This window comes from Marivirga arenosa, from assembly GCF_030503875.2.
In the GTDB taxonomy this organism is placed as follows: Bacteria; Bacteroidota; Bacteroidia; order Cytophagales; family Cyclobacteriaceae; genus Marivirga; species Marivirga arenosa.
Map to the genome: position 1 here is coordinate 3,122,830 of NZ_CP129968.2, position 24,286 is coordinate 3,147,115.

A 24,286-nucleotide genomic window follows, 5' to 3' on the forward strand; every position below is an offset into this window, starting at 1 on the left:
TTTTATGATTCTAGCCAATCTTTGCTTCGTTCAACTGCCTTATTCCAAAAATGTAATATTTTTTTGACTTCTTCTCTATCCATCGCTGGTTCATATGATTGATCTGCTTCCCATAAAGATTGTAAATCATCCATACCCTTCCAGTATCCTACTGCTAATCCCGCCAAGAAAGCAGCGCCTAAAGCGGTTGTCTCGGTAATTTTTGGTCTTGTAATAGTGCAATCTACCAAATCCGCTTGGAATTGCATTAAAAAATTATTTTCAGAAGCCCCTCCATCAACTCTCATTTCCTGAGTTTTTTGACCAGCATCTTTTTCCATTGCAGAAAGGACATCATTAACTTGATAAGCGATAGCTTCTAAAGCGGCTCTTGCCATATGTGCTTTTGTGGTTCCTCTCGTAATTCCAAAAAATGTGCCTCTTGCATCCTGATTCCAATGTGGAGCACCAAGTCCTGTTAAAGCAGGCACGAAATAAACGCCTTCATTATTTTCTAAAGATGTAGCTAGATCTTCTGACTCACTTGCTTTTCTAAATAATTCAAGCCCATCTCTTAACCACTGAATAGCGGCTCCTCCAATAAAGACACTACCTTCTAATGCATATTGCACTTTATCACCTATTTGCCAGGCTACAGTTGTTAATAATTTATTATTAGATTTAACAGGCTTATCCCCGGTATTCATTACTAAGAAGCATCCCGTTCCGTAAGTTGTTTTTGCCATTCCTGGTTCAGAACATAGTTGACCAAAAAGTGCTGCTTGCTGGTCTCCAGCTATGCCTGCAATTGGAATTTTATGAGAAAATAAATCTCCAGCTGTTGTACAATACTGCTCACTACTCGGCTTTACTTCTGGCAACATAGAGGCAGGAATCTCAAATAAATCTAATAGCTCTTTGTCCCATTTCTTCTCATGGATATTGTAAATCATGGTTCTACTAGCGTTGGAAATATCTGTTATATGAGTTTTTCCACTAGTAAGTTTATATACCAACCAACTATCAACAGTTCCGAAACATAGTTCACCCTTTTCAGCTTTTTCTCTAGCGCCTTCTACATTATCTAATATCCACTTTATTTTAGTTGCTGAAAAATATGCATCAATAATAAGACCTGTCTTATCATTTATTTTATCGGATAAGCCTTTCTTTTTTAATTCATTACAATATGCAGCAGTTCTTCTATCTTGCCAAACGATCGCCTTATGTATTGGCTTTCCTGTATTTCTGTCCCAAACAATAGTGGTTTCTCTTTGATTAGTTATCCCAATTCCTGCAATTTGAGTTGGAGTAATATTGGCTTTTGTAATTGCTTCCGTAGCTACAGAAGCTTGAGAAGTCCAAATTTCATTTGCATCATGCTCTACCCATCCTGATTGAGGGAAAAACTGTTCAAATTCTTTTTGAGCTACTGCTACAATTTCAGCTTTTTCATTAAAAAGTATAGCCCGAGAACTTGTTGTTCCCTGATCAAGGGACAAAATATATTGAGATTTATCCATAGTAATATTAAGGTTCAATTAAATAACGTTTTGCCAATTTATTAAAATCTTTTAATTGCTTATCAACCCATTCTTGATCTTTTCCTAATTCTGCAGCCATTATTTCCGCCACTTTAGGTGCCATTTCAATGCTAGATTGGGCATCTAAAAATAATATTCTAATTCTTCTGGCTAAAACGTCCTCTACCTTCATTGCCATTTCATTTCTACAAGCCCAAACCACTTCTGCAGCAGTATAGTGATAATTAGGGTGCAGTCGCTCATTCATTTTTGAATCAGAATCTTGCAATGATTTTATATCAACTCTATCACTTCCATATACTCCTAAATAATCAATCGGCTTATCGTTGGTAAACCCATGAATTTTTAAATCTGAGGAAGTGCTTTTCTGTAATTTTTCTCCCGTGATTTTTGTAAAATATTCTACTGTATCTTCTCCCATTTTTCTGAAGGTAGTCCATTTTCCCCCAGTTAATGTTACCAGATTACTATCCGATAAAATTACTTTATGGCTTCGGGAAATCTCTTTCGTTTTTTCACTATCATCAGAGGGAGCAGCCAATGGTCGTAATCCTGCATAAACAGACTGAACATCTTTTCTTTCGGGTTTTTTAGTCAAATATTCCTGAGCAGTTTTTAACACAAAATCAATTTCCTTTTCTAAAGCAGCTGGCTCTAGTTTAGGTTTTTTTCGCATGGTATCCGTCGTCCCTACCACTATTTTATCATGCCAAGGAACCGCAAATAGAACTCTCCCATCACTTGTTTCTGGTATCATAAGCGCATCATTACCCGATAAGAATGATCGATCTAGAACCAAATGAATACCCTGGCTCGGTCTGATCATTTTCTTAGCTTCAGGATTATCTAATTGAAGTATTTTATCTGCAAATACACCAGTAGCATTCACCACCATTTTCGCTTGAATATCATAGTTCTTTTTGCTTAACCTATCACATACTGATAAGCCCGTGATTTTACCTTCTGAATTTTTATGAAGCGCATCAACTTTAAAATAATTCAAAACAGCACCTCCTTTTTGATCACAAGTTTGCGCAACATTTAACGCTAATCGTGCATCATCAAATTGACCATCATGATAAACAACCCCGCCTATTAATCCTTCTTGTTTAATTGTAGGTAGTTTCTCAATCGTTTTGGATTTTGAAATAAAAGTTGATTTCCCTAAGCTGAGTTTACCAGCCATCCAGTCATACATTTTTAAACCAATAGTATATTTCATTCGATCAAAAAATGAATAAATAGGAATAACGAAAGCTTGATTATGCGCTAAATGCGGAGCATTTTTTAATAACCTACCCCTCTCCTTTAAAGCTTCTAATACTAAGAAAACATCTCCTTGTGCTAAATACCGAACTCCGCCATGAACAAGCTTAGTACTTCTACTACTTGTTCCTTTAGCAAAATCAGCTTTTTCAAATAAAGCAACACTCAAACCTCTTGACAGTGCATCAAGCGCTACACCCAAGCCCGAGGATCCTCCGCCAATGACAGCTACATCCCATACCTTTTCTTGATTAGATATCTGCTTTATATTTTCTTTTCTTTTCATTTCCTTTCGTTTGTTTCAAATATATAACAAAAAGAAAACTTTCAAAAGCATAAAATAGATATATGAAAGTATTTTAGTTTCTATATCTTTGTTTTAATTTCTTTTTATTCCTAATAATTATATTTTTGGAACCGATATGACAATAGCTGAAAGACATAAATACATTCTAAATCAATTACAGGAAGATGGTTTTGTAAGTGTAAATAATTTAAGTGCAGAATTAAATGTTACCAGAGTAACCATAAGAAAAGACCTTAGATTATTAGAAGAAAAAGGATTATTGTTTCGGTCTCATGGTAGCGCTACACTTGTTTCTCCTTATGTAAACGAAAAACCTGTAGATGAAAAAGAGTTGGTTAATGTAGAGGAAAAACAAGCGATAGCTAGAGCTGCTGCAGAATCGCTCAACATGAATGAGGCTATCATAATTGGTTCAGGAACTACCGTAAATGCCTTCGCTAGAGCCATACCAAGAAACATTGAACTAACAGTTTTGACTTCTGCGATGAACGTTACTATGGATCTCTTGGATTGCAAAGACATAGAAATTGTGCAGTTAGGTGGAGTGGTTCGAAAGGGTAGTTCTTCAGTGGTAGGTCATTATGCTGAAGAAATGATGCAAAATTTCGCATGTAGTAAACTTTACCTGAGTGTTGATGGAATAAGCTTAGAACATGGTTTCACTACATCAAATATGATGGAAGCTCACTTAAATGCCAAAATGATTGCTGCTGTTCAAAAAACTATCGTTTTAGCGGATGCTAGTAAATTTGGTAAAAAGGGATTTGGTAAAATCTGCAACCTAGAAGACGTTGATCAAATCATAACAAACAAAAGTGCTTCTAAACAATATATTTCAGCTTTAGAGTCAAAAGGAATTGAAGTAACATTAGTGTAAAATACAGAGATATTACCTTCAATATATTTAGCTGATGATACAGCCATAGTGATTAATAATCCTATATTTGCATAGTAACAAAATAAAGGCTTTTACATTTGAGAAGAATTTTAATCATACTATCTCTATTCATTATTATTTTGGCTAGTGGGTATGGAATTTATTACTACTGGGACAAGCAAAAAAGTTTAGACGCTTGGTCACTAGTACCAGAAAACACATTTCTAGTTTACGAAAATAAAAACCTTGTATCTTCCTGGAACGATCTTCAGGAAAACCCAATCTGGCAAGATTTACTTAAAATAGAATACTTTAATTCCTTAAAAGAAAATTTTGAGGCATTGGATAGTCTATCTGGAAATAATGGAATGCTCGATGAAGTGTTCCGAAATAATCAGCTTTTGATTGGAATGAATGTAGTAGCCAATGATGATTTTGATTTTGTATTCTATCAAACTTTAAAGAATACCGAGCAAATTCAAATTATTAAAAGCATAGAATCTAAGTTTAATGAATTTGATAAAACTGAGCGTGTATTTAATAAAAACACGATCTACGAATTAAAAAGTAAATCATCGGATAAGCTATTCAGCTATGTGCTATTGCGTGGCAATTTCGTGGGTAGCTTCTCTCCTATTCTGGTTGAAGATGTAATTAGAAATCTTGAAAAAGATGAAGTTAATTTTCAAGAAAGTATTGATGAGGTATTCAAAATAGCAAATTTTCAAGATGATCTTGGGAATTTATATATCAATTTCGAACGCTTAGATCGTTTTGTGAAAATTTTCACCAAAAGTAATGAAAGCACCTTTTACCAGGTATTATCTAATTTTTCTGAAGGTGCTTTTCTTGATTTGTTTTTAGATGGAGATGAATTGTACTTAAATGGCTATACTATTCCACAAGATTCTCTTAGCTTCTTAAACACATATCAAAATCAAAAAGGAGGAGAAGTAACTCTGGAAAACTTTTTCCCATCTAAAACTGCTTTTGTGATTCATGAGCGCTTCAGTAACCCGGCAATATTCGATAAAGCGAAAGTCAATTATTGGAATAGGATTGATGAACAGTATTCCAAGGAAAGGGATCAAATAGCTCAACTATACGAAACTGATTTCAGAGAATTTCATCAGTTTATGGCTGGGGAAAATGCTCAAGTAATATTAAATAGCTCACAATTTATCAATGAAAATAAAAAGCTGGTTTTCATTAAGATAAATGATAAAAACGAAGGGCTTAACAAATTCAACAAGCTATCTGAACAAGCTGCTATTCTAAATCAAGATACTTTATACTATGAAAACTACGCAGAAAATGAGATTAGAGAATTAGCCATTGAAGAATTCCCATATTTTCTATTGGGTAAGAATTTTGACGGTTTTAAGAGCTCATTCTTTACCACTATTGAAGATAACATTGTTATCAGCAACGATATTCAGTCACTCAAAGAATTAATACTAGATATTGAAACTGAAAATACTTGGGGAAAATCAATAAAGGAAAACCAATTTATAGAATCCTCTCTGCAAGAGTCGAACCTGAATATTTTCATTAATCTACCTCAAGTATGGTCAATCATTCTCAAAAATTTAAATGATAAATGGAAAAAAAACCTACAAGAGAATGAGTACCCATTAAAAAACTTTGATATGCTCGCCTTTCAATTCAGCAATGAAAATGAAAGATATTATAGCAATGTAGAAATTATCCATTCTAACAATAAGGTCAACAATGAGCTAAAGTATTTTGACGAGGTATTAACAGCTGAAATTCCAGCTCCAATTATTAGCAAACCATTTGTAGTCAGAAATCACAATACTGGCCTATTTGAAACTTTAGTCCAAGATTCAGCTTACAATCTACATTTAATCTCTTCTCAAGGGGATATATTATGGTCAGAACCTTTGAGTGCCCCTATTATTGGAGATGTATTCCAGATGGATTACTACCAAAACAACAAGTTACAATATGCATTCGCAACCACTGAGAAGGTTTATATATTAGATAGAAATGGGATTGCACTTGAGTATTTTCCTAAGTCATATGGAGACGAAAAAGTTGAAAATCAATATTTTAATCTAATTGATTATGATAAAAGTAAGACTTACAGATTATTGGTTGCTAAAGAAAATGGCGACATTTATTTAGTTAGCAAATATGGTGATCCTTTAGGTATTTGGGATCCATTAAAAATAAATGATAAAATAGCGGCTAGACCAGAACATATCCGAATTAGAAGCAAGGACTTCATGGTAGTTTTGCAGGAAAATGGCTTAATAAATGTCATGAGTAGGAATGGAGAAATGAAACCTAATTTTCCGATTGACATTAAGGATAGATTATCCGGTAACTTATTTTTTGAAGTAGGCAATAACTTTGAAAGTAGCTACTTAGCTACCATCACAAATGGTGGTGCGTTGGTTAAAGTTAGTTTTACAGGTCAGATAAAGGAAAAAGACCAATTGTATATGCCTAATAAAGAAACACTTTTTAAAATTGTTAAAAATGCTACTGAGCGTAATTATTTATTAGCACGACAAGACTTGAGTAGAGTTAGTCTGTTAAAACCTACTGGTGAAAACATGTTTGAAAAGGACTACATAAATCAGGAGGAAATGGAAATTCAGTATTATGAATTAACAGCTAACAAACAAATTATTGCTATAACAGATAAAAAGCAAAATTTCACTTATTTATACACCAACGAAGGACAATTGATTAATCAGCAACCTATCGAAAGTGTAGCAAAAATAGCCATGATTTACTACAACAAAGATAATGAAGTTCATGTCTATAAGTGCCATGACAATACATTTAGCATACTAAAATTTAATATTTAAGAATGAGATACTTTTTAATTGCTTTCATATTCTTAATTCATAATGCATTAGGACAGAATAATGCTTCCGCAAAGCTTAATAGTCCAAAAGCAACCGTAAATACCTTCTTAAAAAACCTTCAAGAAGACAACTTCAAACCTGAGGAAGCAGCTAAAACATTAAACCCCAATTATGTTAAAGGGATTGATAAAGAGTTAATCATCACGCAATTAAAACAAGTACTGGATGGTGCAGGAGTATTGATTGAGGCAGATGAAATTCCAGATAATCCTGATTATTCAGACTCTACGGGTCAAAATAGATACTATCTAACTGAAATTGAGTTTCCTGATATCTATATTGAAAAACAAAAAAGTAGATGGTACTTCAGTAAAAGAACAATACAAAAAGTTCCTGAACTTCATCAAAAAATATACCCATTTGGAACGGATAAACTGATGAATATCCTTCCTAAAATGGGATCACAGCGTATATTAGGTTTACATACCTGGCAATATATAAGCATATTAATCCTAATTATTATATGCGTATTGATTCATAAGGTATTAAGCTGGTTTTTTGACTGGCTCTTTTTTCAATTGCTAAAAAATAAAGGATTCGGAAATATCGCTCATGATTATATTCTACCAGTAGCCAGACCATTCAGTTTATTGATTATTGTAGGCATTTTGATAATTCTAGTTCCAGTTCTACAATTACCCATTACATTCAATCATTACTTTATTCTTCTTTTAAACGCCCTATTACCATTATTTGGCACCATAATGGCGTATAAGATAGTGGACATTTTGGGCGAATATATGCTTAAAAAAGCAGCTCAGACAGAAACTACAATGGATGATCAGATTGTACCTATTCTGAAAAGGGTATTAAAGATATTCGTGATCATTGTCGGTTTCTTATACATCCTAAACAATTTAAGATTTGACATAACGGCCTTACTTGCAGGTATTTCTATAGGTGGTTTAGCCTTTGCTTTAGCTGCTCAGGATACAATTAAGAATTTCTTTGGATCACTAATGATCCTATTTGACAAACCATTTCAAATTGGAGATTGGGTTACAGCAGGAGATATAGATGGAACTGTAGAAGAGGTAGGTTTCAGATCTACAAGAATAAGAACTTTTAGAAATTCTTTAATTACAGTTCCGAATGGAAAACTTGCCGACATGGCCGTGGATAATCATGGTTTACGGAAATACAGAAGGTTTTATACGACCATTACGATCACTTATGATACACCTCCACATCTGATTGAAGCATTTACTAAAGGTCTAAAAAGAATTGTTGAAGATCATCCTTACACCTGGAAAGACTTTTATCATATTTATTTTAATAACATGTCTGCTTACTCTCTTGATATCATGTTTTATGTCTTCTTAGATGTACCTACTTGGGGAGAAGAGTTAAAATATAAAGAAGAACTTTTATTCAGTATTATGAAATTAGCAGAGAAATTAGGAATTAATTTTGCGTTCCCAACACAAACTCTGCATATGGAAAACTTCCCTGGGCAGTCATCGTTGTCTCCGCAATACCAAGATCAGAAAGAGATTTCAAAAAAGTTAAATGACTTTTTCGGTTCTTCTAATCCAAAATAAGGTTATTTTTAAATCTGAATTAAATTTAATGTCATGAGTAAGTCAAGGAATTACAGATTTGGAACTAAAGCAATTCACGCTGGGGTAGAACCCGATTCTGCAACTGGTGCTATAATGACTCCCATTTACCAAACTTCGACTTACGTTCAATCATCACCCGGTAAACATAAGGGGTATGAATATAGCCGATCTAATAACCCCACACGAAAAGCTTTAGAAAAAAGCATTGCTGCTTTAGAAAATGCTGATTACGGACATACTTTTGGTTCGGGCTTAGCTGCCATTGATGCTGTTTTAAAAACGCTAAAAGCAGGGGATGAAGTAATAAGTACTAATGATTTATACGGTGGTACCTACAGAATATTCACTCAAATATTTGAGGGGTTAGGAATCAAGTTTCACTTTATCGATATGAGTGATGCCAATGAAATCGAAAAATATATTAATGATAATACAAAATTGATTTGGGTTGAAACTCCTACAAACCCAATGATGAATATAATTGACATAAAAACTGCTGCAAACATTGCTAAAAAGCACAATAATATAGTGTTGTGCGTAGATAACACCTTTTCAACTCCTTATCTTCAAAACCCAATAGATTTAGGAGCAGACCTTGTAATGCATTCTATCACAAAATATATTGCAGGTCATTCCGATGTAATTATGGGTGCGCTTGCAACAAACAATAAAGCCTTATCAGAAAAATTAGGGTTTATACAAAAAGCAAGTGGTGCAGTTCCAGGGCCTCAGGATTGTTTTTTAGTATTGAGAGGTATAAAAACTTTACATCTTCGGATGCAAAGACATTGTGAAAATGGAGTGACAGTGGCTAATTTTCTAAAAACCCATCCTAAAGTTAATAAGGTGTATTGGCCAGGATTTAAAAGCCATCCAAATCATGATATTGCAAGCAAACAAATGCATGACTTTGGAGGAATGATTTCCTTTTCATTGAAGGATGACACTCAAAAAGCTGCAATTGAAATTTTAGAGAAATTTGAAGTTTTCGCATTAGCTGAATCATTAGGAGGTGTAGAGTCATTATGTGGTCACCCTGCTAGCATGACACATTCAAGCATTCCCAAAGCTGAAAGAGAGAAGGTAGGATTAACCGATTCACTCATTAGATTAAGTGTAGGAGTAGAAGATATAGAAGATTTAATTCAGGATTTAAAGCAGGCATTAGGATAAATCGAAATGAAATTAAAGCGATATAGAAGTAAACGTAAATATGAACCTATTCTTCCCGGCCCCAGGGAATGGCCAGTGGTACAGCTCAGTCGTAACCGAAAAAAATTCATAAAGGAGGTTATTGATGAAGCTTACGAGAGAATAAAAAGCAACACTCGAAATAAGACAGCTTTAATTGAAGAGTTAGAAACTACCTTATATAAAGAAAAAACCAGAATCAGACAAACCCCCTGGAAGGTAGACCCAGATGATGAATATGAGTTTTGGGCTAAGGTAAAGCACGATTTATTAGAAATTTCTCAACAGAAAACGAAAGATGAGAAAAAAGCGAATGAAATCCTTTACAAGATAATTGAAAGGTATGCTGAAGAGATCGCTGGGAATTTCAATACGAGCCATTATAGATTCGCAAGAGGCTTAGCTACCTTTGGTTTTAACAGACTTTTGAATGCCGCTCGAGTTAAGAAATTAGGCGGCTTTTGGAGTAATCAACTTACCATGAATGATAAAATACAAATCAATGGTGAAGTTGAAAAATTAAGAGAATTAGCAAAAAAAGGCACTGTGGTTATAGTGCCTACACATTCTAGTAATCTTGATTCCATATTAATTGGATGGGTAATTTATACTTTAGGATTACCTCCAGTTATTTATGGAGCTGGCCTTAACCTATTCAACATTAGTATCATTGCCTATTTCATGAATAGTTTAGGAGCCTATAAGGTAGATAGAAGAAAAAAGAATATGATTTATTTAGAAACCCTAAAATCATATTCAGCATTAGCCTTAAAAAAAGGTTGTCAGAGTTTATTCTTTCCTGGTGGTACTAGATCGAGAGATGGCAGAGTTGAAAAAGATTTGAAATTAGGATTACTAGGCACTGCTATAGAAGCTCAAAGATCTAATTATCAAGAACATGGAGATAAGGCAGAAAAGATTTTTATTGTTCCTGTAAGTTTGAACTACCACTTTGTTTTAGAAGCACCTAGCTTGATTAGGCAATACTTAGAAAAAAGAGGTCAAGAGCGTTATTATGTGGAAAATGATGAGTTTTCTTCTTCCTACAAAATCATAACCTTCTTATTTAAATTCTTTACCAAAGGTTCCGATATTTCAGTATCAATTGGTGAGCCTATGGATATATTAGGCAATAAAGTAAATTGGGAAGGTGAAAGTTTTGATTCAACAGGCAAAGCAATATCACCTAAAGAATACTTTATTTTCCAAGATCAAATAACAGTAAACAAGCAAAGAGAGTCAGAGTATACAAGAATGCTCGCAGATAAAATAGTAGAGCAATACAGTATAATAGCTAGAGTTTTTTCAAGTCATCTAATTGCATTTACTGCTTTTGAAATGATTAAAAAAAGAAATAAGAAGTTAGATCTATTCTCTTTATTAAGACTTCCTGATGAAGACTTAGTCATCAATTTTAATGAATTCAGAAATACTTGTCTGAGAATAAAAAATAAAATTGATGATAGAGTTTCAGAAGGGAGAATGTCTCAGGCAGAACATATGAATGAAGATATTGACAATATTATTCAACATGGTCTTTTAAACTTAGGAATGTATCATTCAAAAAGACCACTCATAAAAACCAAGGAAGGTGATATCACCACTATGGATATCAATCTATTATATTTTTACAGAAACAGATTAGATGGGTATGGCCTCGAAAAATATATTTAATAAACCGATTGGAGTTATTGGCGCTGGAAGTTTCGGCTTGGCGGTTGCAAATCTGTTGGCTGAAAATACTGATGTTATTCTTTATGCAAGAAATCAGGAAGCATTAAAAAGTATAAATGAAACTGGAGAATGGAACAGTTATCAAATTAATAAAAAAATTGAAGCTACGGATGATTTAGAACACCTAGCCAAAAGTTGTGATATTATTTTTCCAGTGGTTCCATCGGCCAATTTCCGGGAAATGATTAAAAGCTTATCCCCTTTTTTACATCCCTACCATATATTAATTCACGGTACAAAAGGTTTAAACCTTAACCTTCCTGAAGGTAAAAGCTTACAAGATATGAAGATGCTCGAAAGGCACCATATCAAAACCATGAGTGAAGTAATAATGGATGAAAGTGTTGTAGTAAGGGTGGGTTGCCTAGCAGGACCAAACCTCGCCAAAGAAATCTCGCAAGGAATGCCTGCAGCCACAGTGGTAGCGAGTCATTTTAATGAAGTAATTCAAATAGGGCAACAATTATTAAGAAGCGATCGCTTTCAAGTTTATGGAAACCCCGACTTAATTGGTATTGAACTTTGTGGTGTACTCAAAAATATAATTGCGATCGCATCAGGGGCATTATCAGGTTTAGGATTAGGAGAAAATGCCCGATCTCTTCTTATCAGCAGAGGAATGGCTGAGATGATCTACTTGGGGAAAGCACTAGGCGGAAATGTACGTTCATTTATAGGATTAGCCGGTATTGGTGATTTGATGGCTACCTCCCACTCTACCTTAAGTAGAAACTTTACGGTAGGAAAAAGATTAGCAGAAGGAGAAAATCTTAATGCAATTTTAACAGACATGGCTGAGGTGGCAGAAGGAGTAAATACCATCATGATTGCCAAAAGAATAGCAGAAAGTTTTAAAGTGAGAGCTCCTATAACCGAAATACTTCATCGTGTATTATTTGAAGGACTTACAATGGAAGAAGCTGTGCAGTATTTAATGAAATATCCTCTGAATGTGGATGTAGATTTTATATAGATTCTGATAAAAGCAATATGAAAAATCCATTCAATTTCTCATATAAAATTTTATCTTTGTGGTTCGCTAAAAAATTTAGTAGCTGAAATAGAAACTTGCTCGGTTCTCCAATATTTTACGCAAGCCTAAATGAAAAGTCAGCTTACTGAATAACTTTTTTAAAGCTAAAATTTAAAAATCATATGGGTAAAGTAATTTCAATTGCTAATCAAAAAGGGGGAGTAGGTAAAACAACATCAGCTATCAATTTGGCAGCAAGTTTAGCCGCATTGGAGTATAAAACATTAATTGTTGATGCTGATCCACAAGCCAATTCTACCTCTGGTATAGGATATAACCCAAAAGAGATAGAAAGCAGTATTTATGAATGTATGGTGGATGAGGTTGATGCCCAAGACATCATCGTTGAGACTGATTTAGATTATTTACACATTTTACCTTCGCATATTAACCTAGTAGGTGCCGAAGTTGAAATGGTAAACATCAAGAATAGAGAAGAGCGTATGAAAGAGGCATTGAAAAAAGTGCGTAAAAAGTACGACTTCATTATCATTGATTGTTCTCCTTCATTAGGTTTAATTACGATTAATGCCCTTACTGCTGCTGATTCCGTAATTATCCCTGTACAGTGTGAATACTTTGCCCTTGAAGGTCTTGGTAAATTATTGAATACAATTAAAATTATTCAAACTCGCTTGAATAAAGATTTGGAAATTGAAGGAATATTGTTAACCATGTATGATGTTCGTTTGAACTTATCAAATCAGGTTGTAGATGAGGTAAAACAGCATTTTAACAAAATGGTATTTGAGACTTTGATCCCTCGAAATATTAAATTGAGTGAATCACCAAGTTTTGGATTGCCTGCAATTGCTCATGATGCTGAAAGTAAAGGAGCAATAAGTTATTTAAATTTAGCAAAAGAAATCATTAACAATAACGGATTAGGTAAATAGCGGATGGCAAAGAAACCCAGAAAAGCATTAGGAAGAGGCTTAGGCGCTCTTTTAGAAGATTCGGATTCTAATAAGGAATCTTCAAAAAAAGGTAATCAGGATATTACAGATTTCTCAGGCGGAGCTTCAATTAACGAAATTTCAATTGAGGATATTGAAGTAAATCCTTTTCAACCAAGAACTGATTTTGACAAACAAGCATTAGAAGAATTAGCGGAGTCAATAAAAGTTCAAGGAATTATTCAACCCATTACGGTTAGAAAATTAAGTAAAGATAGTTACCAGCTAATATCTGGTGAAAGAAGAACCCAAGCTTCAAAATTAGCAGGACTAAAAAGCATTCCAGCCTACATAAGAACTGCTGATGATCAGCAGATGCTTGAAATGGCTTTAATTGAGAATATTCAAAGAGAAAATCTTAATTCTATTGAAATAGCACTTAGTTATCAGCGATTACTAACAGAATGTGATTTAAAACAAGAGCAATTAGGTGATAGGGTAGGTAAAAATAGATCAACCGTTAATAATTATTTAAGATTATTAAAACTTCCACCTGATATACAATCAGCTATCAGAGATAAAAAAATTAGTATGGGGCATGCCCGTGCTATAATCAATATTGATGATATAGATAAGCAACTGGATGTTTTCAACAAAATATTGAAAGATGATCTTTCTGTAAGAAAAGTTGAAGCATTAGTTCGTGAACTCACAAGTGGTGAAGGCAAAGAAAAAGATAAGCAAGCAAAAGCTGAGATGCCATATGAAGCAAAACAAGTTCAAACTAAACTTTCTTCACATTTTGGCACTAAAGTTGGTATGAAAATTGATAAAAATAACAAAGGAGAAATTAAAATTCCTTTCTTATCTAAGGATGATTTAAATAGAATTTTAGACATTCTTTCAGTAGAACTTTAAAATGCAAAAATCTTTATTCGTTTTCATATTTTTATTTGCAGCTGTATTTGCAAAAGGTCAAGAGATACAAAAAGCTGATTCTTCAAACCTACGGTTAGCAAATGAAAATAAAGAAATACAGCAATTTCAATCTCAAGATACTATCCATTCCCCAAGAAGAGCAGCCTTGTATTCGGCTATTATTCCGGGAATGGGTCAGTTTTACAATGAAAAATATTGGAAAATACCAATCGTTTATGCATTAGGAGCCTTAGCGATTAATCAAATCAAACAAAATCATCAAAATTACTTATTGTTCCGTAATATATACATCAACTTGAATGATGGTATAGCAGAAAATAATGATCAAATTCAAAATTACATTGACATAGGATTCGATTTGGAAAGAAGTAATCGTACAATTGACCGATACAAGAGAGATAGAGATTACTGGATAATCCTTTCGGGCCTTTTCTATATACTAAATATTGTTGATGCTACGGTTGATGCCCATTTAAGGGAATTTAATATAAATCCCGATTTAAGTTTAAATGTACAGCCTGAATTTAAAAGAAATCCTTACAATAATATGACTGCAGGTTTAACGCTAAATTTTAGATTGAAATAATGAAAATACTTCTAATTGGTCACGGTAAAATGGGAAAAGCTATTGAGGAATATGCCATTCAGAGAGGACATAGCCTAGTAGCCACAGTTGATGTAAACGATACGCTGATGCCTACTTTAGCTGAACAAGCCGATGTGGCGATAGAATTCACCCACCCTGAAGCTGCTTTTGAAAACATAAAATTCTGTTTGGAGCATAATTTACCTGTTTTATCAGGAACTACCGGCTGGTTAGATAAATTATCCGAAATCGAAAAAATATGTCAGGAAAATGATGGAACATTCTTATATGCATCCAATTTTTCAATAGGTGTAAATTTATTTTTCAAACTGAATAAGTTCTTAGCTAAGCTTATGAGTCCTCACGACCTCTATAAGCCCTCTATGGTAGAAGTACATCATACTCATAAGAAAGATGCGCCTAGTGGCACTGCTATTACTTTAGCTGAAGGTGTAATTGAAGAACATAAAGGATATTCATCGTGGAAAAACGATAGCAATGTAAAAGATAATGAGGTTCCAATTACTTCAGAAAGAATTGGAGAAATACCAGGTACACACAAAATAACTTACAAGTCAGAAGTGGATCAAATTAGCATAGAACATGAAGCTTATAGCCGAGATGGCTTTGTTCAAGGTGCTGTTTTAGTAGCCGAGTGGTTACCAGCTCAAAAAGGAGTTGTTAAAATTGATGACTTCTTAAAATTATAAGATATGAAAATTCCTTTTTTCAATAAAAAAAAGAAACCTGCTAAGCCCAAATCTAAATTAAGAGAATGGGTAGATGCATTAATTTTTGCTGTAATTGCAGCTACAATAATAAGATGGGCTACTCTTGAAGCTTTTGTGATTCCTACGCCATCAATGGAAGGAACATTACTAGTTGGTGATTATTTGTTTGTAAGTAAATTACACTATGGACCAAGAACACCTAGAACACCACTTCAATTACCTTTAACTCATAGAAGATTTTATGGAACTGAAAATGTGCCTGCCTATTTAGACTGGATTCAACTTCCTCAAGTGAGAATTCCCGGGTTCAGTGAGGTAAAAAGAAATGATGCAGTAGTTTTTAATTATCCTGAGGAACTCCAATATCCATTAGATTTAAGAGAATACTACATTAAAAGATGTGTTGGAATCCCAGGAGATAAAGTGCAGGTTATTGATGCAACTTTATACATAAATGATGAAAAAGCTTATGTACCTGAAGATATACAGTTTAGTTACTTTATAAAAACTAAGCAAACCATTAGAGACAGGGTTTTTGAAGATTATAATATATGGGATAAGGTGTATGAACCAGGGTATGGATATCGAGTACATGCTGAACCAAAAGATATAGAAAGAATGAAATCATTGAATTTTATTGATGATATCATATTTTCTCCTACCTATAAAAATGGTCAAATCCTTTCTACAGACAGCACAGATGTAGATCCATCTACTTTCCCTAAAACACCGGAAACAAATTGGAATAAAGATTTTTATGGCCCTATTTATGTTCCGAAAGAAGGGCAAACCATAAAAATAAATCATAAAAACCTATTAATGTACGGTGATGTACTTAGGTATTACGAACACCTTGAAGATGTGCAAATTAAAGACGATAAATTATTCATTGAAGGCCAACAAGTAAATGAATATACATTCTCTCAAGATTACTTCTTTATGATGGGAGATAATCGTCACAATTCATGGGATAGTCGCTATTGGGGATTTGTTCCTAAAGATCACGTTGTGGGAAAAGCATTGTTTATCTGGATGAGTATGGATCCTAATCAGTCATTTTTCAATAAAATAAGATGGGAGCGTATATTTTCTGGAATTGAATAAGCATAAAAAGTATTAAATAAAAATTTAAGAAAGCCCTTCAAAAGATTTTGAAGGGCTTTTTAATTGAATATGGTCTGCATATTTGTAAAGACCGCTACTTATATAGAATTTTGCATCTATGAACAAAAAGTCAATGCCTGCTAATCAAGAGCTTAAGCGCTATAAAATTGAAAAAGATAGTGAATTATTTAAGTATCTTATCGAATTCTTTTCTAGTAAAAAAAAGCCTTTACTTAAATCAATAATGGGAGGTGGTCAAATCCGAATAAATGGGGATGTAATTACTCAGTTTAATCATCCTTTAAAAAAGGGTGATACAATGGAAATCAATTGGTCTAAACCATCAAAAAAGGTAAAGCTTCAAAAGTTAAATATTATTTATGAAGACCAAGATTTAATTGTAATTGAAAAAGAAGCAGGTTTATTATCTGTTGCCTCTTTAAAGGAAAAAAAGAAAAATGCAGTTCAGATTTTAAAAGAACATGTTGAAGCTGTTGATCCAAATAGCAGAGTATACATTATCCATAGGTTGGAAAGGGAGGCTTCTGGAATATTATTATTTGCTAAAAGTAAAAAAGTACAAGAGCTGCTTCAAAACTCTTGGGAAGATTATGTAATTGATAGAAAGTATGTTGCGGTAGTAGAGGGTAAAGTGAAGCAAGCAAATGGAACCTTGAAAAATTATCTAAGAAGCAATAAAAACAATCGAGTATTTGTAGTGGACACTCCAAATAATGCCACTGAAGCCATTAGTCATTTCCACGTCTTAAAACAATCTAATGCATATTCAATGCTTGAATTTAGATTAAATACGGGTTTTAAAAATCAAATTAGGGTTCAGATGGCTCACTTCGGACATCCCGTAACCGGTGATAAAAAATATACAGCCAAGAAAAATCCTTTGGGTAGAGTGGCTTTACATGCAAATCTTATTGAATTAAAACACCCCATAACTGGGGAACATTTAAAGTTTGAACTAGTTCCCCCTTCAAACTTTCGTAATTTAGTTGCGAAGGCATAATCAAAAATTATGGCTAAAAAGAATATACTTACTTACGGGAAACTAGCTGAAGGCTTTCATGATTTCATAAAAGAAGAATATGAAGAATTGAATTGCTTAGTTGCACAAAACAAGGATGAAATCAGTACTCTACTTCCTGATTGTCAGTACATAGGAGGATTCAATTTTTTAAAAGATCAAAGCATAGACCATTTAGAATGGATACACTCTTTTGGAGCAGGAGTTGATAGTTTCATGAGATTAAACCTTCCAGAAAACTTAAAACTGACCAAAACAAAAGGTAAAATGGGCCAGAGAATGGCTGAATATTGTTTAACCTACATACTTGAAGATTTAAATAAATCTAATTTATATAATGTAAATCAATCAACTAAAACATGGGACCAAGTAGTGCCTAAATCCCTCTCAAAGCAAAGTGTTATCATTTTTGGAACGGGAAATATCAGTACAGACATAGCCCAAGTTCTACAACCATTGGTTAAAAATATTGTGGGGGTAAACACCAGCGGAAAGAACAAGGAATTTTTTGATGTATGCGTCCCAATTGAAAAATTTGAAATTGATAATATTGATCCTGAAGCAATCATAATTAATACGCTACCTGCTACCGAAAACACCTATAACATTTTTGACTCTTCATTCTTTTCCTCTCTTCAAAATGCATTTTTTATTAATATTGGTAGAGGCCATTCTGTAAATGAAGATGACTTATTAATTGCTTTAGACAAAAATCAACTACGAAATGCCGTTTTGGATGTATTCAAAGAAGAGCCTTTACCAAAAAGCTCCAAGCTTTGGGAGCATTCTAAGTGCATAATTACACCTCATATTTCTGGAATAACTTTGCTTGAAGATGTGAAACAAAGTTTTAAAATAGCTTATGAAGCTGTAATCAAAGGTAAATCAAATAACCTAATGGTAGATACTGAAAGGGGCTACTAATTGTCTTCCTATTTATCAAGGTAAATAGGAAGACAATTTCTTTAATTAAAATGGTAATTCATCATCTTCACTTGGAGGTGGTGGAGTATCTTGAGCTCCGGAAGCTGGTGGGCCCGCAGGAGGTGGTGTAGATGCATTTGGAATTCCACCTAAATTCCCATCAGAAGCTTTTTCTACTGACCAAATTTTTACATTTGTATACCACTTGCCATTATATTCTCTGCTATCAATATTTATTTTTGCCGTTAGCTCTTCCCCTTTCTTGATATTGAAACCATCTATTTTATCACCCCAAGCCTCTGCACATACTTTTTTAGGATATTGTTCTTGAGTTTCAATTATATAAGATTGTTTTCTCCACTCTCCATTCTTTCCTTGTCCCTTTTCTTCAGGAAGAATGTCAATAACTTTTCCTTTTAACTCCATTTATTCTACTAATTTATTCAAAATACAAAAATGTTAAATATTATTACACCCACCTAATTACAATAGTTATTTATGTAAAAAACATTGGTTAAAACTAAACTAGCGACTTTCTTTGCATTTCAATATAATAATTAACAATTATGCTTCAGGCACTTAGAATAACCGCCATATTAGAAGGAATTTCATATTTATTACTAGGAATTACTATGCCGCTAAAATATTCAATGAATATGCCCCAACCTAATTATTTTGTGGGTATGGCTCATGGAGTATTATTTATTGCTTACTGTTCATTGGTAATCATTGTGGCTAGCAAATATAAATGGAATTTGAAACTTAGCTTTTTATCTTTACTTGCTTCCTTAATACCATTTGGAACTTTCTATGCTGACTGGAAATGGTTTAGAACTATAAAAGCTTAGTCAACATTCGCTTCTGCCTCGAATCTAAATTACTTATCTTTGCCCTTTAAATTTATAACCATGGAATTAACTACTTTAACTGCTATATCTCCAATAGATGGACGCTACAGAAATAAAACACAGAGCCTTGCTGAATTCTTCTCAGAATGGGGTTTGATAAGATATAGAGTGCATATTGAGGTAGAATATTTCATTGCATTATGTGAGCTACCATTACCTCAGTTAAAGGATTTCGATAAAAGTTTGTTTCCTAAAATGAGATCCTTGGTCTATGATTTTTCGGAAAAAGATGCATTAGTCATTAAGGAAATTGAAAAGACTACAAATCACGATGTAAAAGCAGTCGAATATTTTTTAAAACAAAAATTTGATGATTTAGGAATTGGGGGCCAAAAAGAATTTATTCACTTTGGTTTAACTTCACAAGACATCAACAATACCGCCACTCCTTTATTATTAAAAGAGGCTACTGAAAAAGTATATTTACCGCTCTTAGGAGAAGTTAAAGAGATCGTAAGTAAATATTCAAATGAGTGGAAAGGTGTCCCTATGCTGGCTAAAACACACGGGCAGCCTGCTTCCCCTACGCGACTAGGTAAAGAAATTCATGTATTTGCAACAAGGATTGAAGAACAACTAAATTTATATAATACAATACCTTTTGCAGCCAAATTTGGTGGCGCTACTGGTAATTTTAATGCGCATCATGTTGCCTATCCTAATATCAATTGGAAAGAATTTGGTGATAACTTTTGTGAAAAATATTTGGGTTTAAAACGATCTGAACCCACTACTCAAATAGAACATTACGACCATTTAGCAGCTTTATTCGATAATTTTAAAAGAATTAATACGATTCTATTAGATTTAAGTAAAGATGTATGGCAATACATTAGCATGAACTATTTTAAACAAAAGATTTCTAAAAATGAGGTTGGTTCATCTGCAATGCCACATAAAGTAAATCCGATCGATTTTGAAAACGCAGAAGGTAATTTGGGAATTGCCAATGCACTTTTAGAGCATTTAGCAGCAAAACTTCCAATATCAAGATTGCAAAGAGATTTAACGGATTCTACCGTTTTAAGAAATATAGGAGTTCCTTTAGCGCATGGAGTCATTGCGTTTGAATCGCTTAAAAAAGGATTAAATAAACTGGAGTTAAATCAAGATGCTATTAAATCTGATTTAAATGAAAACTGGGCTGTAGTAGCTGAGGCTATTCAAACTATTTTAAGAAGAGAAGCTTATCCATCTCCTTATGAGGCTTTAAAAGCTTTGACAAGGAAGAATGAGAAGATTACACAGAATACAATCTCTGAATTTATTGATCAGCTTGATGTTTCAGATACGATAAAAAATGAATTAAAAGATATAACTCCTTTTAATTATACCGGTATTTAATCATATCAATATAATATTTTGAACTGCACCCCATAGATTTTCTTCATGGGGTGTTTCTTTTTCAGGGCTTTCTTTATCTCCGATCAGTATACCTTTTACACCAACTCGCTCAGCAGCCTCAATATCCCTTTTTGAATCTCCTACCATAAATGAAGCCTTTGGATCGATATTCCATTTTGCCATAGCCTTTTCAAGCATTAGGCTATCAGGTTTCCGTAATAAGGATTGAGTGGTAATTGGATGATGTGGGCAATAATAAATATCATCAATAAAACTTCCCGTTTGGACTTGTAAATAATTATAACAATTCATAACATCTTCGGCTGAATATAGCCCTTTCGCAATTCCTGCCTGGTTTGTAATAACTATCAATAAATATCCGTTTTCCTTCAGCATTTTTAAAGCATCAGGAACACCATTTAATATATTAAAGTCATCTAATTTATATGTATATTCTCCTCTTTCTTCATTTAAAACTCCATCTCGATCTAAAAAAATACATTTTCTACCAGTCATAAAATTCTTTTGTGTAATTGATCGGCAATATCAGAAAAGATTTTTTAGTTTTGAAGTTCATAGCGTTTTATGAAAGAGAATTTAGTAATCATACCGACTTACAATGAGCGTGAAAATATTGAGGACATCATTCGCGCAGTTTTTCTTCTGTCAGAAAGATTTGAGATATTAATTATTGATGATAATTCACCAGATGGAACAGCTGAAATTGTAAAGTCATTACAAGAAGAATACTCTGGACAGTTACACATCATAGAAAGGCTTGGTAAGCTAGGACTAGGTACAGCTTATATAGAAGGTTTTAAATACGCTTTAAAGCATAATTACGAGTACATATTTGAAATGGATGCTGACTTCTCTCATAATCCATTAGACCTCTTAGAATTGCTTAAAGCATGTAAAAAACCAGATATACAATTAACTATAGGTTCTCGTTACAAAACAGGAGTAAATGTAGTGAATTGGCCGATGGGAAGAGTTCTCATGTCTTATATGGCTAGCAAATATGTGAAATTCATAACAGGTCTTCCTGTTTATGATGCTACCGCTGGTTTCATCTGTTATCACAGGTCAATTTTAGAAACCATTAAACTTGAAGAGATAAAGTTTATTGGTTATGCATTTCAAATTGAAATGAAGTTTACTGCCTGGAAATACGGATTTGGAATTGAGGAAGTCCCAATAATTTTCACAGATAGAAGTAAAGGGGTTTCTAAAATGTCAAAAAAGATATTTAAAGAAGCTATTTTTGGCGTAATACAAATGAAAATAAAAAGCTGGTTTAAAAAATATAAACCAGCCTCCGAATTAAAAACAAGTCAAAATGCTACTGCTTAATAATATCTTTTAATGAATCAATGTGAATATCATGTTTCCCTTTAAATTCAATATGATTCACTTTTAAATTTAGTTTATTAATCAAATCCTCTTGTTCTCTTTCCCTTTCTTCATTTATAAACTCATCCTGATCTCCTCTTAACATATACACTTGCTTATCTTTAAGTATATCTCCTAAGTGTTTAAAGCTAACATCTGGTGGAAAAGCACCTGAATGTAAAATGAGTTTCTCAAATTGAAAATCTAACTTCTCTGCCCATCTGCAGACAGTAGCAGTTCCTTGTGAAAAGCCTAATAAAGTGATTTTCATATTTGAGTTTACCTTTTCTAATAGTTGATCTGCTAGAGCATTTAAATAAACTATGTAATTTTCAATATCTAAAAGCCTTTCCTCTTTTGTCATCCATGATGACCCAACTCTGCCATAAAAGCCTTCTAAATAAAATTTTGATAACCCTCCTGGTGCTATTATAACCCTTTTCTCAGTTTCAATATCCTTAAACTTCCTAATAAAGTATTGAGGCAATTGACCATAGCCATGTAAAACAAACCATAATTCTTTTGTGTGATCTGTTATTTCTCCAGTTTGATAATAAACTGCTTTATGTTGAAAACTTACTGTTTGTCGCATTATGATTCAATAAAAAAGATTATAAATAAAAAAAGCAGGTAAAACCTGCTTTTAAATTATAATGTAGTCACTATTAACGCTTAAATCCGAGGACACTACCACCACAATAATTGGAGCTTCCTTCAAAAGTAAAAGTTATATAATAAATGCCTGTTACCTGGCACGGAAAGGCTATACTAGATAAAGTTGACCCCTCATATTTAGTGGAAGCAACTTTATTTCTATTTGAATCATATAATGTTAAAACGATTCCATCTGTACCAGAACCTTCATTACAAATCATTACTTGATATGTAGCTCCTTTAGTGAATACGTAAGAGTATTCTACCTTATCTTTTGCTCCACCTTGACCATCAATATTATAGCTCTTCAAAAAAGTAAAGCCTGATTGTAATTTAGGAATACATGCTTCAACATGTTTTTCAGTATTACACTGAGCAAACGATTGTTGTACAGAAGCAGTTACAAATATAATTCCTAATGCAAAGATTAGCTTTTTCATATAATTTCTTAGTTAATAATGTTCTTTCTAATTTCGTAAACCTGATTTCTGATAGACTCAATATTCTCGTCCTTCATTATAATTTCACTTGTACTGTTGTCCTTAACAACAAGCATGCCATCTACAACTTCATATGTAGGTTCACGATAAACAGTTTTAATTTCTATTTTATTAAATTCCTCCTGTAGTTTAGTAAATCGATCAGATAACTGCTTGATGTTTGGATCATTATCTTTGTAAAATGACATCAAAAGCACTACGTTATCCATAATCACTTTTTGTTCAGCTATTGTCTCTTTTAATTCTTCATTATCAGGATTTTTTTCAGACACCCTAGAAACTATATATAATGCCTCTAGCCAGCCACCTGATAACAACAAAATACTAAGGTTAGAACGTTTTTGCTCTTGTAAGTAATTGTTGATATTATTGAAGTTCTTAGTTGTGATTAGCAATAAAGAATCTAAGTTTTTACTATTAGTAGCCAACCTTTTGATAGTACCAATATCAAAGAATTGTCCGATGCTTAAGTCATCTGCTAGTGATTTGATTGAATTCAAATAAAATAAAGCATCCTGATTTTGCTCATAAATATTTGTATAACCTAAATCAGTACCATAAACACCAAGCGCTAATGCTTTTTTATAGTTACTGTTATAATCTGAAATCTTTTCCGGATCGTTCAGATATTCTTTATCGTATTTTGTCTCAGATTCTTTTAATAAGGTTGAAATTTCCAAAGGAGACGGAATCTGCTGAATGATATCAGATATGACATCCTCAGAAATAGATGGTTCTTCTATTTTAACAGAATCCAACACACCGGATATTTCATCTGCGGAAGGTTTTTTCTTCGAGTCACAAGAAGAAAGAACTGTAAGGATAGCCAACAGTCCTAAGAGTATGTTTTTCATATAATTCTTTTTTATCATAACA

At 33.2% G+C, this 24,286-nt stretch carries 23 protein-coding genes; 16 read left to right on the forward strand and 7 right to left on the reverse strand.

The window, feature by feature from the left end:
• Positions 1-2: 2 nt before the first annotated feature.
• Both glpK and QYS47_RS13405 read right to left on the reverse strand, forming a co-directional pair.
• Positions 3-1,502 carry a glycerol kinase GlpK gene (glpK, locus tag QYS47_RS13400; protein ID WP_308356182.1) on the reverse strand — a complete coding sequence of 500 codons (1,500 nt, stop codon included), beginning with the start codon at positions 1,500-1,502 and terminating at the stop codon, positions 3-5.
• Positions 1,503-1,509: 7 nt separating this feature from the next.
• Positions 1,510-3,075: a glycerol-3-phosphate dehydrogenase/oxidase gene (locus tag QYS47_RS13405; RefSeq protein WP_322346715.1), complete on the reverse strand. Its 1,566-nt coding sequence runs from the start codon at positions 3,073-3,075 to the stop codon at positions 1,510-1,512.
• Positions 3,076-3,211: 136 nt separating this feature from the next.
• On the opposite strand from QYS47_RS13405, the gene QYS47_RS13410 reads away from it, so the two are divergent.
• From QYS47_RS13410 to QYS47_RS13470, 13 genes are all read left to right on the forward strand, one after another.
• Complete coding sequence (locus QYS47_RS13410) at positions 3,212-3,973, forward strand: DeoR/GlpR family DNA-binding transcription regulator (RefSeq protein ID WP_308356180.1); 762 nt, start codon at positions 3,212-3,214, stop codon at positions 3,971-3,973.
• Positions 3,974-4,071: 98 nt separating this feature from the next.
• Complete coding sequence (locus QYS47_RS13415) at positions 4,072-6,813, forward strand: hypothetical protein (RefSeq protein ID WP_322346716.1); 2,742 nt, start codon at positions 4,072-4,074, stop codon at positions 6,811-6,813.
• 2 nt (positions 6,814-6,815) lie between these two features.
• On the forward strand, positions 6,816-8,414 hold the full coding sequence (locus QYS47_RS13420; RefSeq protein WP_322346717.1) for a mechanosensitive ion channel family protein: 1,599 nt from the start codon (positions 6,816-6,818) through the stop codon (positions 8,412-8,414).
• A gap of 33 nt (positions 8,415-8,447) precedes the next feature.
• Positions 8,448-9,608 (forward strand): cystathionine gamma-synthase, encoded by a 1,161-nt coding sequence (locus tag QYS47_RS13425; RefSeq protein ID WP_322346719.1) that lies wholly within the window; start codon positions 8,448-8,450, stop codon positions 9,606-9,608.
• Between the two features lie 6 nt (positions 9,609-9,614).
• Positions 9,615-11,300, forward strand: a complete 1,686-nt coding sequence (locus tag QYS47_RS13430; RefSeq protein WP_308356176.1) for a 1-acyl-sn-glycerol-3-phosphate acyltransferase — start codon at positions 9,615-9,617, stop codon at positions 11,298-11,300.
• Positions 11,278-12,333, forward strand: coding sequence for an NAD(P)H-dependent glycerol-3-phosphate dehydrogenase (locus tag QYS47_RS13435; protein WP_322346720.1), 1,056 nt, complete (start codon positions 11,278-11,280; stop codon positions 12,331-12,333). Before QYS47_RS13430 ends, QYS47_RS13435 begins: the two co-directional genes overlap by 23 nt.
• A 182-nt stretch (positions 12,334-12,515) precedes the next feature.
• Positions 12,516-13,289 (forward strand): ParA family protein, encoded by a 774-nt coding sequence (locus QYS47_RS13440; RefSeq protein WP_308356174.1) that lies wholly within the window; start codon positions 12,516-12,518, stop codon positions 13,287-13,289.
• Positions 13,290-13,292: 3 nt separating this feature from the next.
• A complete protein-coding gene (locus tag QYS47_RS13445) occupies positions 13,293-14,207 on the forward strand; it encodes a ParB/RepB/Spo0J family partition protein (RefSeq protein WP_322346722.1) in 915 nt (304 codons plus the stop codon).
• A gap of 1 nt (position 14,208) precedes the next feature.
• Positions 14,209-14,814 carry a DUF5683 domain-containing protein gene (locus tag QYS47_RS13450; RefSeq protein WP_322346724.1) on the forward strand — a complete coding sequence of 202 codons (606 nt, stop codon included), beginning with the start codon at positions 14,209-14,211 and terminating at the stop codon, positions 14,812-14,814.
• Complete coding sequence (gene dapB / locus QYS47_RS13455; protein WP_302124031.1) at positions 14,814-15,524, forward strand: 4-hydroxy-tetrahydrodipicolinate reductase; 711 nt, start codon at positions 14,814-14,816, stop codon at positions 15,522-15,524. Before QYS47_RS13450 ends, dapB begins: the two co-directional genes overlap by 1 nt.
• A 3-nt stretch (positions 15,525-15,527) precedes the next feature.
• A complete protein-coding gene (gene lepB / locus QYS47_RS13460) occupies positions 15,528-16,649 on the forward strand; it encodes a signal peptidase I (protein WP_308356170.1) in 1,122 nt (373 codons plus the stop codon).
• 118 nt (positions 16,650-16,767) lie between these two features.
• A complete protein-coding gene (locus QYS47_RS13465) occupies positions 16,768-17,670 on the forward strand; it encodes an RluA family pseudouridine synthase (RefSeq protein ID WP_322346725.1) in 903 nt (300 codons plus the stop codon).
• 9 nt (positions 17,671-17,679) lie between these two features.
• A complete protein-coding gene (locus QYS47_RS13470; protein WP_308356168.1) occupies positions 17,680-18,612 on the forward strand; it encodes a D-2-hydroxyacid dehydrogenase in 933 nt (310 codons plus the stop codon).
• Between the two features lie 45 nt (positions 18,613-18,657).
• On the opposite strand, the gene QYS47_RS13475 is transcribed toward QYS47_RS13470, so the two are convergent.
• Positions 18,658-19,038, reverse strand: a complete 381-nt coding sequence (locus QYS47_RS13475) for a DUF3127 domain-containing protein (protein WP_308356167.1) — start codon at positions 19,036-19,038, stop codon at positions 18,658-18,660.
• Between the two features lie 140 nt (positions 19,039-19,178).
• On the opposite strand from QYS47_RS13475, the gene QYS47_RS13480 reads away from it, so the two are divergent.
• Both QYS47_RS13480 and purB read left to right on the forward strand, forming a co-directional pair.
• Positions 19,179-19,460, forward strand: coding sequence for a DUF3817 domain-containing protein (locus tag QYS47_RS13480; RefSeq protein ID WP_308356166.1), 282 nt, complete (start codon positions 19,179-19,181; stop codon positions 19,458-19,460).
• Positions 19,461-19,520: 60 nt separating this feature from the next.
• Positions 19,521-20,864 carry an adenylosuccinate lyase gene (gene purB, locus QYS47_RS13485; protein WP_322346726.1) on the forward strand — a complete coding sequence of 448 codons (1,344 nt, stop codon included), beginning with the start codon at positions 19,521-19,523 and terminating at the stop codon, positions 20,862-20,864.
• Here purB and QYS47_RS13490 read toward each other — a convergent pair whose 3' ends face one another.
• On the reverse strand, positions 20,865-21,380 hold the full coding sequence (locus tag QYS47_RS13490; RefSeq protein ID WP_322346727.1) for a D-glycero-alpha-D-manno-heptose-1,7-bisphosphate 7-phosphatase: 516 nt from the start codon (positions 21,378-21,380) through the stop codon (positions 20,865-20,867).
• Between the two features lie 69 nt (positions 21,381-21,449).
• Between QYS47_RS13490 and QYS47_RS13495 the strand changes: the two genes are divergently transcribed.
• Positions 21,450-22,217 carry a polyprenol monophosphomannose synthase gene (locus QYS47_RS13495; protein ID WP_322346728.1) on the forward strand — a complete coding sequence of 256 codons (768 nt, stop codon included), beginning with the start codon at positions 21,450-21,452 and terminating at the stop codon, positions 22,215-22,217.
• Here QYS47_RS13495 and QYS47_RS13500 read toward each other — a convergent pair.
• From QYS47_RS13500 to QYS47_RS13510, 3 genes are all read right to left on the reverse strand, one after another.
• The gene (locus QYS47_RS13500) at positions 22,207-22,848 is read right to left on the reverse strand and encodes an alpha/beta hydrolase (RefSeq protein ID WP_322346729.1); all 642 of its coding nucleotides are present in this window, start codon (positions 22,846-22,848) and stop codon (positions 22,207-22,209) included. The genes QYS47_RS13495 and QYS47_RS13500 overlap by 11 nt on opposite strands.
• Positions 22,849-22,921: 73 nt before the next feature.
• A complete protein-coding gene (locus QYS47_RS13505) occupies positions 22,922-23,350 on the reverse strand; it encodes a hypothetical protein (protein WP_302101492.1) in 429 nt (142 codons plus the stop codon).
• A gap of 8 nt (positions 23,351-23,358) precedes the next feature.
• A complete protein-coding gene (locus QYS47_RS13510) occupies positions 23,359-24,264 on the reverse strand; it encodes a hypothetical protein (RefSeq protein ID WP_302101493.1) in 906 nt (301 codons plus the stop codon).
• Between the last annotated feature and the right edge of the window lie 22 nt (positions 24,265-24,286).